The sequence below is a fragment of the Dyella sp. genome (assembly GCF_036568765.1).
GTDB lineage: Bacteria > Pseudomonadota > Gammaproteobacteria > Xanthomonadales > Rhodanobacteraceae > GSA-30.
The window spans coordinates 33,603-46,687 of the sequence record NZ_DATCRY010000326.1 but is presented as its reverse complement, the minus strand read 5'-3'; the positions used below and the strand labels follow the sequence as shown (position 1 = coordinate 46,687).

The following is a 13,085-nucleotide window of genomic DNA, read 5'->3' as shown; positions in this document are numbered from 1 at the left end:
TTACATTGCTGTTGAGATTAAGCGAGCGGCGCCCCGATCCAAGGGGAATATTCACCGAAAGCATCAGTTGCGTATCGGTACGCCGCTGGCCGAAGTGCAGGCCATCCATACCGGGCGCCACCGGCAGATCGTATGCCCTGTCCCGGGTGCGCTGGACTTCCAGGCTATACGTCGCTCCATGAAAACTGTTGCTGTAGCCGGCCGTATAGGTCGTACTGCTGTTGCCGCCCCAATAGCGTACCGACGAACCGCTTGCATACAGAACGCCACCGCCGACGGGCTGGCTGAGATTCAGGTCGAGATGGCCCAGTTCTGACTGGAGGCGATTCTCATAGCCATATTTCGCTGCGTCGCGCACCAATAGCGCGCGGTCCAGCGACAGGTATTCGCGACTGGAATAACGGTAAGCACCCACAGTAAAGGTGGTGCCCCAGGAATCCAATACCGTGCTGTAACCGACGTGAAGGCTACGACCTGTCTGTGCGCCAGAACCCGGCACTGTGGTCCTGGCCTGGGTGAGGTCGATACCGAGGGCGCCGGCGGGCAAGTTAAACGCCATACCCACGGTGGCGGCGGCATAGCCGGTCGAGGTCGTGAACCCATCGTAGCTTGTCGCCCAATTGTTCAAACCATGCTGCCAGCTTGCCTGAGCGACCGGCGGGCTGCTGCCACGGCCACCGGCGTGCTGTACTCTGCCTACAGATACCGAAAACCGCGTCTGGCCTGGGCGCAACAACTGCGGCAACGAAGCAAAAGGCACGGTAAATTCGTGCTCCTGGCCATCGGCTTCCCGGATGGTCACCTGCAGCTCACCCGACTGGCCGGTCGGATACAGGTCGTCAATCTTGAAGGGGCCGGCCGGCACGCTGGTTTGCAGAATAACGCGACCGTTCTGGCGAACAATGATCAGGGCGTTGGTATTGGCAACGCCACGGATCACCGGCGCGAACCCACGCTGCGACTGTGGAAGCATGCGATCGTCGGATGCGATCCGCACACCACGCAGCGCCACGCTGCCATCGAACAGCGTGCCGTCGGTAAAGGTGTCGCCCAGGGTCAGCTGCGCGCGCAGCGCTGTGAGATCTCGCTCCGCATAGTTGTACGACGTGCGATACGTCGCCGAGCTGCGGTTCGACCATTGCGACGAGCCGCTATGACGAAGCCTCCAGCCGTCGATATTGAAGCCAGCATTGATACCCACATAGGCAGACGCATAGCGATGTCCAGCCTGACTTGTCTCATATCCATTGATGTCGTAGTTGAGTATGCCAGCGGTGATACCGCTATCCCACTTCGACGGATCCACCCAGCCGCGCGCCTTGCGGCTCAAGTAGATCTGTGGGATGTTGACTTTCAGCAGCTGCTGCGAAGCATCGTATTGATAGGAGCCATCAGGAATGAGCGATGAAAGATTCCCGCATATCGGCTCATGATCAAGGCGTGCGACGGCAGCTTTCTGCGCATCGGAAGCACCGGCCAATGCGCCCCAATCGAGACCCATCTCTGTCAGCAGCTCGCGATCGAAACACGGCTCGGCGGAATTCTTTCCAGGAACCGTTACGAAGTTGACGTCCTGACGACCCTGCCAGCTGTCATAGACAGCGATATCGACACTATAGACACCGGGGAGTACCACATTTCCTTGCTCGAACCGCGACAGATCCATACCGCCGGATTGTCCGACAAGAAAGCTCGAATCGTATTCGATATCGGCGGGTGCGCCACTGGCCGGGAGCGCTGCGGCACCGCCTGCGCAAGCCCATCCACTCTTGAGCGCCAGCACGATGGCGATGGCACAAGCCTTGCGGGGCGGCAGGCGCTTGGGCGGCCACCAGCGCTGGGCTGGCAAGCTGAAGTGAAACGTGGATGTCATAAGGTGTAACTCCTGCGTCGCGCAGGTAAACCACCCGCGCGCCGTCACGCGCGGGTGGCGACTGAATACATGAATTACTGCTCTAGCTTGGGATGGATATCCGCGTACGCGCCATAGTCATTGATAGCCTGGGCCTTGATCGTGATGTCGCCCAATGGCGTACTTGAGGCCAACCCTTCCAGAGGGAACTGCGCCGACCCGAAGGGCGGGACCAGGCCGTTGCCATCCGCCGGATGCGCATGACCAGCGGTAATCGCTTCGATCTTGCCCAGGGACACGTAGTACGGGGCATCGTTGGTCACCTTGACCGAGACATGTCCACCGTCGTGAACCAGCGTCCACTTCAGTTGCTTCACCGCATCGTCGGGCTTGGTTTTAAGACCATCGGGACGGTAGAAGAACTTGATGCGCGTCCGTACTGCAAACTGCAGGGTGTTTCCGCCGTCGGCAGACTTCTTCAGCTTCGGGGGCACTTCGAGCATGTTGAAGTAGAAGATGCTTTCCCGATCAGTTGGCAGGGGGTCGCCGGTGTAGATAACTCGCAACACCTGGCCCTGCTTCGGTTCGATGCGCGCCAGTGGCGGCGTTACCGTGAAGGGGACCTTGAGCGTATCGGGCTTATCCTTTGCCTGACCGCGATCGATCCAGACCTGGACCAGTGCCGGCACATCGCTAGCATTGGTCAATCGAATACTCGTTTCGCGATTCTGCGCTGGAAAAATAACGCGCGTTCCAGCGATGGTGACACTGGCAGAAGCAACACCTGGGCTCAGGCCCGCCCAGCAAACACAAAGGGCCAGCAGCGCGGTCAGTCGTTGTGCCACGCTATTGTTGCGGTACGACATAACACCCCCTGAGATTTACGTGAAACCCTCCCGGGATGGCCCGGGAGGACTGTCTCGCCGATGCTTAGTTGTAATCGATGTCGTATTCCATCGTGCTCGAGTACGCGCCAGCTGTCGCAGTGGCGGTCGCCGAATAGTACTGAGCAGCGTACACCAGGGTAGCCTTGTTGTTGGCAACCTCGACACCCGTCAGGCGGCTGTACTTGGCCAGGTCGATCGGGGTGTCGTTGTTCTGACCGTCCAGGAACTGAACGCGGATGTTCGAACCCGTGTCCTGGTTTTTGAGCGTACCGTTGGCGACATCGACGTCGGCAGCGACGGGCGAGAAATGCGCCGACACGGTCGTATCATCCGCGCAACCGGCACCACTCAAGGAAAGCGTGAAGGGCACGCGACCGGCCGTGTCGCCGGGAGCCTTGAATACACCCGTGTTCAGCGTCGGCAAGGTCACGGTGAAGTCAGCGGACGTGCCCACACCCAGACCCTGGCCACCCACCACATTACAGGTAGTATTGGTGAGCTCACCCTTGACGGTAATGGTGTTGGAGGCGGAAGCGGCAGAAGCGGCCAGGCCGAAAGCGAGCGACAGCGCCAGCGCGATAGGAAGCTTACGATTCATGGTAAATGTCCTCTAGTTTAAGAAAAAAAGCTTGGCAGCCTCAGATGCGATTATCTTGAGCCAAGAAGCAGGCGCGTGTGCATCATATTGGCGCCGCCATGGGGAAAATCATAGTTAGACCATGGTGCGCATAACAGGGGATTTGTCTCAATCCAGCGGTCGAGGCACACGCTCCACAGTTGGCGTCGAAAGAAGCCAGATAAATACTTATTTTTCATTGACTTATAAATCTGAACGCGAAAGGTTTAACGCAACCGATCAAAGCGCCATAATGCGAATTGTCTGAAATTCCACTAGATTCAAGGCTCTTTTGAAGGCCGCATTGATAGACTTTTTCCTTCACAGTGATGCAAATGCGCGACCACTGTTGGAGATAATCGCATTTCGGCGCATTTTGTGACGCATATCACAGTAAGTGCAAGCCCGGCCACATTAGAAACAGCACGTTGTAGTGGGGGGAATAATGCTCACCCGGTCGCAGGAAGACAGGCCAAAAGCACTTGTAATTGATAGCGAGCCCGAGACGATCCGCGATTTTATTGTTGCGGCGCGGCGCGATTGGCAGCTCATCATTGCACCAAGTGGCAAGCGCGGTATGCACGCGGCGCTTTCCTCGGCAATCGATATCATTATTTTGAATACCTTGCTCCCCGATGTGGACGGATTTGCCGTATGTCGGGTCTTGCAGGAATCCCCTATCACCTGTCGTGTTCCGGTCATTTTCCTTACCGATGCCAACAGCCCCCAGGACAGACTTCGCGGCCTGACCTGCGGCGGCGTGGATTACCTGGAAAAGACCTGCGCCCCTGAAGAAATACTGGTGCGCATGCGGATTCAAGTGCGACGACGCATTCTGGCTTCGCCGCCCGCCACGGAGGCGGCACCGCGCTCCTACGAGCAAATCGTGCTGCTGGCAGCCATGAAGTTCATTCGGTCCAATATCGACACACCGTGCTTGTTGGAGACGGTGTCTAGGGAGACTGGCGTGCACGAGAAGCGGCTTTCGCAGATTTTTAGGCACCATACCGGCATGACGGTTGGCTTGTGGACGCGCCAGGAAAAGCTGCGCAAGAGCATGACGCTGCTTGCGACGACATCGATGTCGATCCACGATATCGCCAAGGAAGTCGGTTATGGCAGCGCGTGCAATTTCACCACGGCATTCCGCTTGTGGAATGGGCGCACGCCGCATCAGTATCGGAAAGCATCCCAGGATGGCTCGCTTCCCTCCGAAATGGCGTCGAACGAGAACCGGAAAAGCCGGATTGCAAGCTAGCGTGCTTCCAGAGCAATTCGCGGCGATGGCTGTGGACACTGGGGCACTGCTTCCTTGAACGAGGCCGATAATAGGTAAAAAAGAAAGGTGGCTATGGGGAATAGCCACCCTCCACCCTCAGCCATAGATCCATCTAACCATCTCCCTGGTAAAGCTGCAGCATTCGCAGCACAGGAAAACAGACTGTCCTTGGGTGAAGTCATATTAGATGTGTCGACTGGGTCGCACTATGAGACATGTCTTAATTTGTTCCACGTTGGGAATGGTGTGCATTCTTGACGAGTCAATCTACCCATGATCGTGCTCGACTACCGATAACTGGATATGGATGCATGTATGAAGACCCTCAAATCGTTAGCCATTCGCCTGGCAGCATGCGTCGTACTCGCTCTTCCCATGGCAGCCTGGGCACAAACGGCTCCGCCCTGCCGGGCCGATCGGCTGGCACTGAATACGGACGATGGACAAGGGCGCTTCAACGGCATGTCCCAGTCGGGAATGGTGTTGACCGTAACGAACCGCGGCGATGATGTTTGCTCGCTGTCGGCGCGCCCTATCCTGAAGTTTCGAGATCGCGATCGGAAGCCGCTACCGATAACGGCCCGTGCACAGCCCGGCATGAGGCCGGGGCCAGTGCTTCTACCGATTGTCGTCAAGCCGCATGCGTCGGTGAGCAGCGAGATACGCTGGGTATCGGGGAATGTCTATGAAAACGGCCAGTGCGTGAGCGCGGCCTATGTCACCCTGATCCTGGATAAGGGCTCCATCGCCGCCGCGATGCAGGGGCATTTCTGCGGACCGAGTCCGGGGAAGCCTTCGTACCGGGCCAGCACCTTCACGCCTTGATATGTACTTGTTCGCTTTTCGAGAAAAGGAGATCTACCTGTGAAGAAATCGACGCTGTTCCTGTGCATATCGACGCTGAGCTTGCCGATGCTCTCCGCCTATGCCAGTAATGCGCCCGCACTCCATTCGCCAACCCACGGGGTGCTATGCGACCGCCATATGTGCGCGGACGAGAAAGGCATCTCACGTGAGTTGACGGCCAAGTACCTGGGTGAAAAGACGGCGGCCAAACTGTTTTCGCAAGGCGACTTCGATCTGACTGCGTTTACTTATTCCAACGGCGTCTTTTGCGACACAAAGGAACGGTTGTGCCGTGCGAATCGCTACTTCGGTACCGACGGCAAGCGTTCGGGTAAAGCGCTGCCGAGCTACACAGGAATATTGTTCGGAAAGTAAGCCCGCTTTCTTATCTTTGCGATCGCAGCGGGGCTTTTACCCGAGGTCGTCCTCCCGCCCTAGCCTCTCCTCCGACCACGCCGGAGGAAAGGATTGGGGTGGGGGGAACGCGTTGGGGTGACGCTGGAAATATGCCGCAGGCAGCCGAGCTCAAACATCCAGTGAGCGCAGCTTGCTATGCGTATAACCGTAGAGAAAGTAAATGAACATGCCGGCGCCGGTCCAGCCCAGCATAAGCGGCCAATTGGCGCGAAACGACTGCCAGAATAAATACAGGCAGATCGCCGACCCGAGCGTGCTTACGATCCAGATGCCCGGTACGCGGAACGAACGCGGCAGCTCCGGACGCGTATAGCGCAGGATCAGTACGCCTATGCATACGGTAGTGAAGGCCAGTAACGTCCCCATGGACACCAGCTCGCCGAGGACACTCACCGGGAATAGGCCTGCGATGACCAATGCCGCAACGCCAGCGACCATCGTGGCAACATGCGGCGTCCGGTGCTTACCGTGTATTCGCGACATGCCGGAAGGGAGCAGACCGTCCTTCGCCATGCTGAAGAAAATCCGCGACGTGCCGAGCAACATGACCAGGATCACCGACGACAGACCCGCCAAGGCGCCGAAGGAAACAATGGCCTTGAGCCACGTCAGTTGCGGATAGAGCTCCAACGCTGTTGCCACGGGCTGCGGGGTGTCCAGCAACCGATAGGGCGCAATGCCGGTGAGCGTCAATGCCATGGCGATGTAGAGCACGGTGCAGACCGCCAGGGAACCCAGGATGCCGATGGGCATGTCACGCTGAGGATTCTTCGCTTCGCCCGCCGCGGTCGAGACCGCATCGAAACCGATATAGGAAAAGAACACCAATACTGCCGCGCGGAAAATACCGCTGGTACCGAAATGGCCGGGCCCTTCCTCCTTGGGAATGAACGGATGCCAGTTGGCCGGATCGATGTAGCGGAACGCAAAGATGATAAACAGTGCAATAACCAGTACCTTGATCGTCACGATCAGTGAGTTGACGAAGGTCGACTGGGTAATGCCGACATAGCAAAGCATGGTGAGTGCGGCGACAATCGCCACAGCTGGCAGATTGATCAATGCCCCTGTGGTTACGATGCGATGAGCATCGTCGAACATCAACGGTGCGGTGGAGAGATAGCTTGGCAGCGCCAGGCCGATGCCGGTCCAGTGTCCGATGATGGACAAGCACTCGTTAAAATAGCCAGACCATCCCGCTGCCACCGAAGCGACAGCGAACAGATACTCGAGCACCAGATTCCAACCGATGAACCAGGCAACGATTTCACCCAGCGTAGCGTAGGAGTACGCATAGGCGCTGCCCGACACGGGGATCATCGCGGCAAACTCGGCATAGCACAGGCCCGACATGGCGCATGCGATGCCCGCGATAATGAAGCTGATGATCAACGCCGGTCCGGCATGCTCCGCGGCTGCCTGCCCGGTAATGACGAAGATACCTGCACCGATAACCGCGCCGATGCCTAGCGTAACCAGATGGCGTGCGGTGAGTACACGCCTGAGGCGTGGTTCGCTTGCCGATTTGCCCGGCAACAGCTTGCTCGAATCGACATGAAGAGACACGTCGATAGGATGGGTTGCAAAGAGTTTCTTCAGCATTGCACTTCCTTATAACCAAGAGCAGTCGAAGCACTGCTCATCAGAACACCATGTTCAATGCCGCCTGCGGCGCGAGGTAGGCGCTGGCGTTATGGCCTCCCACGCTCCATTGCGCGCCTACGATCAAACCTATGTTGCTGTTGAAGTTGTATTCCACGGCAGGTGCGACGCTATACGTCCAGTCCGGGCCGTCGTGCCGGTCGACATCCACGCAGGCCCCGCCCTGGATCGGGCACTGGATGCCGCGCAGATGAGCACCGTTGCGATGGTTCCAAGAGACATCGGTGGCCAGAACCCAGTGTTCGGTCAGGCCATACTCGATGGACGTATTGATGGCCAGGGATGTGCCCATCGCCGCCGTCCCCAGGAATCCACGTGTCGTCCCATGCGAACTGGTGCCATGAAGGCGAACGCGCGAAGGAGACGGGCTCCATGCCATCTGAGCGCGTAGCCGCAGTGGATGATTGTTGGACAGCCAGTAGAGCTGTTGACCGAGCAGCGAGAATCGATTGCTCGATGCGCCGCTGCCTGCGCCATTGAGTGGATTGTCGCCCAGCCGATTGTATTTCCCGGTAGGAAAATTGTGCGCGGCCGACATGGAAAGCACCGGGCCGGAGCCATCCTCATGAGCGGCAATCAGCTTGTACTGCAACAGAAGCGAGGTATCCGTCTTTCGGGCGCCGTCACTATGCTCCCGGCCAGATACGTTGTAGGTCATGCCAGGTGTCAATTGGGCCGTAAGACGAGGCGTGATACCCACGCCCATAGGCACAACCAGCATCCATTGATGCATGCCCGGCCGCTCGGTACGCCATCTACCGCGGTGATCGTACACAGCATGCGATTCGGAGTAGATCAGGTACGGCTCCAACCACACCATACCGGCAGGCACGCCCGAAGCGTTAGGTGTGACCAGCGGGCCCGTGAAGTTTGCCTGCCCTGTTTCGGCGGACACCGAGCTTGCCATGCATACGAACAACAGGGCGACAAAGAGTTTTCGCATAGTGACTTCCTGTTTCCTCAAAAGGCAACCGGCTTTGTCGACCTCATGGATCGATCGCACGGCTCACACGCGTGCATCCAAAGTCCTCGGCCAACCATGCAGCCCTGGCCCCCACGTGCACAGCTGGAAATGTCTCATTTGAATCGACATTGCAGGTGGACACGCAAAGCAGCCAAAAAAAGAAAAAGCCCTTCGGGGGGCGAAGGGCTTTGAAATCCATTAGCGCGTGGTCAGGGTTCCACGCCGGTTAGGAAAGGCGCCTCACGGCGATACGTGTTACAGATGGTGTGTGCAGTGTTGACCCGGCACGAGGCCGGAACAAGTTGGAAATGTCTCAATTGAGGTGACAGCAAGCATGCAAATTGGAGCGTGATGGGTAGGCCTCGCACGCACGCCACTTGAATGGCAAGCCATACGCAATGACCGGCCGAGATCCAAGTTACCGAAGCTCGGAATTTCAACCAGATCGGGCAGCAATCAGCGCATCGCCGCAGCAACTGCCTCCGCAGGTCGCCTATCGAGGCCAAGAACGAAATAGAGCGTTGTCAGGACGAGCAGCCAGATCGGCCCGACCGTCAACGCCATGCGCGTATCCGGGAAGTACGCCATCAGTCCGACAACCAAAACGAGGAACGCGAGCGCCAACCAGGATGCGTACGGGTAGAACGGCATGCGAAACACCAGACGACTGCGCTCGACCTGACTCAGGCCCTGTCGGAACCTCATTTGCGTGATCAACACGATACCCCACGTCCAGATGGCGCTGAATGTCGCAATCGAGGTGACCCACATAAAAACCTGCGCGGGCACCAGATAGTTCAACAGGACACCCAGCAGTAATGCGACCACTGACACCATCACCGCTTTGTACGGAATACCGCCGCGCGATGTCGTTGCGAAGGCGCGGGGGGCTTGGCCCTGTTGCGCCAGGTTGTACAACATGCGCCCCGTGCTGTAGATGCCGCCGTTGCATGACGACAAAGCCGCAGTCAGCACGACGAAGTTGACGATACCCGCCGCCGATCGGATACCCAGGCGCTCAAAGGTGGCGACAAAGGGGCTGCCGTGGGTTCCCAGCTCGTCCCAGGGATAAAGCGACATGATGACGAACAAAGCGGCAACGTAGAAAATCAGGATTCGCCAAAACACCGAGTTGACCGCGCTGGGAATCGATTTGTTGGGGTTATCCGCCTCCCCCGCTGCAAGACCGACCATCTCCACGCCCAGATAAGCAAACATCACCATCTGTAGCGCCATCAGCACGCCTTTGGCACCGTAGGGCATGAAGCCACCGTGCGTCCAGAGATTGCTTATGCCCGTCGCCACACCATGATTGCCAAGACCGAACACGATCATGGCACCACCGCCCACGATCATCAGCACGATGGTGACCACCTTGATCGTGGCGAACCAGAACTCGAATTCGCCATAGGCTTTGACCTGCGCCAGGTTGACCCCGGCCATGGCCACTACCGCCATCAGAGCCCATATCCATTGCGGCACATCGGGGAACCACATCCGCATATAGATCCCGACAGCTGTGATCTCCGCGATGCAGGTCACCAGCCACATAAACCAATAGTTCCAGCCTGTCAGGTACCCAGGCAAAGGACCCAGATGATCCCGCGCATAGCGACTGAACGAGCCTGCGACAGGATGGTGCACAGCCATCTCGCCTAGCGCACGCATGACGAAAAAGATCGCCAACCCACCCATGATGTAGGAGATCAAGATGGCCGGCCCGGCTAGCTTGATGGCATCAGCCGAACCCAGGAACAAGCCGACACCGATCGTCGAGCCCAACGCCATCAACCGGATGTGTCGCCCTTGCAGGTTTCGCTTCAATGCTTCTTCTGTCTTTGTGCGCATATGTATCTCTCTCGACCGGACTCCCTTCTCGGCACTGTGAGGTGGCCGACCGATCGAATACAAGGCGCGAACTGTCTTCTTATGCGCAACAAGGAGGAGCCCGGACTCCGCTGCTCGCCATTTGCCGTCAAGGCCTTTTACAGACTATTGGCGACAGGAAAAGCCGCCCACCTTGCGGGAGCGGCTTCAGCTATAACCGCGCTGCGCGGCATGACCGATGCGGATCGAAGCTGCTGCAAGATGCCCGTGTATTCGAGATACCCTGAAAACGCCAGCTGCAAAAAAAGCGGGCTACGTACCAATGGCGCTACTCTCGGGGGGAAAGGGACCGCGCATTGGGGTAGCCCGCGTAAAGCAACCTATCGCTCTGTCATTAACCACAGGGGTGTTTGACATAAAGGCTCAACCACAGGGCGTCACTGCCCAAAACAAACATCTCCCTATGAAAGGGGTTGCTCGCAGACGAAGCGTAAACCTTCCATTGCCAATCTCCGCTCGACGTCCTTATCGGCAAGTCAACCCGGATGCAATTATCGCCAACGCCTCCACTGTTCGTCAGGCGGATTTGTCTCAAAAGCCCGCTTTCGACACTCCGGTCCCCGCACTCACAACTGCGGGGCGACTATGAGACATTTCCAGATGCCATCTCGGGGCTGCACAACCTAGCCTTAACCCTGTCGGTATATCGCATACCACCAGGGGAGTACATCGCATGCATTCATTGACGAAGGGGTCGAAAGGCTCATCCACGATCCGTCGCTTTATCAGCCACGTCATGCATCGCGGCACGCCGGCCTGTCCTTGCTGTGGAAATTCGAATTTTCGCCGCATCGCTTCGAAAGCGTCCAAGACCTTGATCGTGGACACCCATCTTTGCCGTGCATGCACGCATGTCGAACAATTCGTGCGCCGGCCCGCTTAAACGCAAAATCTAAACCAGCGCCTTGTCGGCCACGCGAAAAACGATACGCATATGGCCCGTCGAAGTCTGCCCTACCTTGAGGTGGCCATCGTAGAGCCGTACCCGGTCGCGTAGCGCCTGCTCGCTCAAGCCGGAAGCACCCAGACCGAGTTGCACGCGCTCGTGCACATCGTCGACGTCCACGACGGGATTGCCGAGACCTTCGATCGTCACCTCGATGCCGCCTTCGTCCTGAAGATCGAGGGGGAAAGAAATCATGCTCATACACACGTGATCGCTCGGCGCATGCTTCATGAGAAGGGTCACGGCTTCGCAACTCAGGCGATATGTGGCGATGCTCAGCTCCGCCGATAGCCGATACTGGTCCTGCGCCTGGGGATCTTCACGGATCTCGCACACGACACCGACCTGATCGAGCGTCTGCGCAATAGGTCCATTCTGCCCACCGAATAACCACCACTCGCGCGGCGACAGACTTTCCGTGAGGCTTTGGTGCTTCTGGTACAGGGAATCGAGCTCTCGATAATGTTCCGCGATGGCACCTGCGGGCAGCGCTCGACGTGCCACATGCATGAGGCGCATCGCTTCCTTGCGTGCGCTACCGAATACATCGTCCAGCAGGTACGCATAAGCCAAGCGATTACGCTCGACAGAAAACAATTCTCCGCGGACATAGCGGCGTGAGGCTTCTTCGCGCTCAATAGATTGAAGCGAAGACGTCGTACGTGCACCGAATAGCAGCAGGCCGGACGTAGCAACGGCAAGCAGGCACTGCGTTTGTATGGTGACCAGATCGTCTTGCGTCGGCATGATCGCAACGATCCCTAAGTTGGCTACGGCACCGACGATCGCTGTGCTTTGCCAACCGTAATTCCATGCCGCCGCCGTCAGTCCTGCCAATATGCCGCCAATGGCCAACGTATGCATCGCGCCATCGTCGGCATGTCCCAACATGACCAACCCAATCGTCAGCACGAGCAGCATTGACGTGCCCAGCCATGGGGTACGCCCGATCGCGCGGAATATCTCGCCCACGCTGCGCAGCTTGACGGCGCGATGTAACACAGGCACGACCCACAAAGCGACTGGGGCGATGGTAAGCATGCTCAGATAGGTACTCGTCATCGCGCGGCTACCCAGCGCCCAAAGTGGAATGGGTTGTTCTCCCACCGCCAGGCGCTCCGTCAAGCTGTAGCTGAGCATGCTGTGCAGCGCGGCCGCCACCGAGGCGAGAAAGATACAGAGCAGCAAACCCGAGATGTTTTGGGACAGGCATTTTGCGAGCCCAGGTAGCTGCTTGCGAAGCACATAGACAATCGGCGCGGTGTAAAGCATCCGCGGAATGCTGGCTGCGACCACCCATGGCATACCGAAATTATCGAGACATTGGTAGTTCTCATAGCCCACAGAAATGGCCTCGGCAACGATCATTGCCGGCCAATACCGCATCGGCACGAGCAATAGGCAGACCAGTCGCAGGCCCGCGACCGGTATCCAGTTGATAACGCTGATGTCCGATAGCGAGACTTCTCTGAGAATGGCATAGGTCAAGCCGTACGCGACACCCACAAGCGCGCTACGGGTAAAAAACGAAAGCCTGATTTCCACGATTAGCCTTTCCCAATGTCTTAACGTCTATGTCCTCATGCACAGGCGTTTCACGCAATCCATGCGACGCGGCGATATGTCTCAAATGTGCCTTCCGCTCTCCCAAGATGCTGCTTTTTAAGAAAAGCTAGCGAAGCCTTCCTGCGCTCCGCGATATGAGTGCCCTATCGACTCCCTCACACTT

At 57.7% G+C, this 13,085-nt stretch carries 10 protein-coding genes; 3 read left to right on the top strand and 7 right to left on the bottom strand.

What is annotated here, in order from left to right:
• The 3 genes from VIM98_RS20585 to VIM98_RS20575 form a co-directional block, all read right to left on the bottom strand.
• On the bottom strand, positions 1 to 1,873 hold a 1,873-nt coding region (locus tag VIM98_RS20585; RefSeq protein WP_331994974.1), incomplete at its 3' end, for a fimbria/pilus outer membrane usher protein.
• A gap of 74 nt (positions 1,874 to 1,947) precedes the next feature.
• Entirely contained in the window at positions 1,948 to 2,718 is a 771-nt protein-coding gene (locus VIM98_RS20580) for a fimbrial biogenesis chaperone (RefSeq protein ID WP_331994973.1), read from the bottom strand.
• A gap of 64 nt (positions 2,719 to 2,782) precedes the next feature.
• A complete protein-coding gene (locus VIM98_RS20575) occupies positions 2,783 to 3,337 on the bottom strand; it encodes a fimbrial protein (RefSeq protein WP_331994972.1) in 555 nt (184 codons plus the stop codon).
• 463 nt (positions 3,338 to 3,800) lie between these two features.
• Here VIM98_RS20575 and VIM98_RS20570 point away from each other — a divergent pair, with 463 nt between their 5' ends.
• The 3 genes from VIM98_RS20570 to VIM98_RS20560 all read left to right on the top strand — a co-directional run bounded on the left by VIM98_RS20570 (position 3,801) and on the right by VIM98_RS20560 (position 5,855).
• A complete protein-coding gene (locus tag VIM98_RS20570; protein WP_331994971.1) occupies positions 3,801 to 4,613 on the top strand; it encodes a DNA-binding response regulator in 813 nt (270 codons plus the stop codon).
• 336 nt (positions 4,614 to 4,949) lie between these two features.
• Entirely contained in the window at positions 4,950 to 5,459 is a 510-nt protein-coding gene (locus VIM98_RS20565; protein ID WP_331994970.1) for a DUF4232 domain-containing protein, read from the top strand.
• A gap of 39 nt (positions 5,460 to 5,498) precedes the next feature.
• On the top strand, positions 5,499 to 5,855 hold the full coding sequence (locus VIM98_RS20560; protein WP_331994969.1) for a YcgJ family protein: 357 nt from the start codon (positions 5,499 to 5,501) through the stop codon (positions 5,853 to 5,855).
• A 150-nt stretch (positions 5,856 to 6,005) separates the two neighbouring features.
• On the opposite strand, the gene VIM98_RS20555 is transcribed toward VIM98_RS20560, so the two are convergent.
• The 4 genes from VIM98_RS20555 to VIM98_RS20540 all read right to left on the bottom strand — a co-directional run bounded on the left by VIM98_RS20555 (position 6,006) and on the right by VIM98_RS20540 (position 12,901).
• Positions 6,006 to 7,499, bottom strand: a complete 1,494-nt coding sequence (locus tag VIM98_RS20555) for an amino acid permease (RefSeq protein ID WP_331994968.1) — start codon at positions 7,497 to 7,499, stop codon at positions 6,006 to 6,008.
• A 40-nt stretch (positions 7,500 to 7,539) separates the two neighbouring features.
• Positions 7,540 to 8,502: a hypothetical protein gene (locus VIM98_RS20550; protein ID WP_331994967.1), complete on the bottom strand. Its 963-nt coding sequence runs from the start codon at positions 8,500 to 8,502 to the stop codon at positions 7,540 to 7,542.
• Positions 8,503 to 8,979: 477 nt separating this feature from the next.
• Entirely contained in the window at positions 8,980 to 10,371 is a 1,392-nt protein-coding gene (locus VIM98_RS20545; protein ID WP_331994966.1) for an amino acid permease, read from the bottom strand.
• Positions 10,372 to 11,302: 931 nt separating this feature from the next.
• Entirely contained in the window at positions 11,303 to 12,901 is a 1,599-nt protein-coding gene (locus VIM98_RS20540; RefSeq protein WP_331994965.1) for a hypothetical protein, read from the bottom strand.
• Positions 12,902 to 13,085 lie beyond the last annotated feature (184 nt).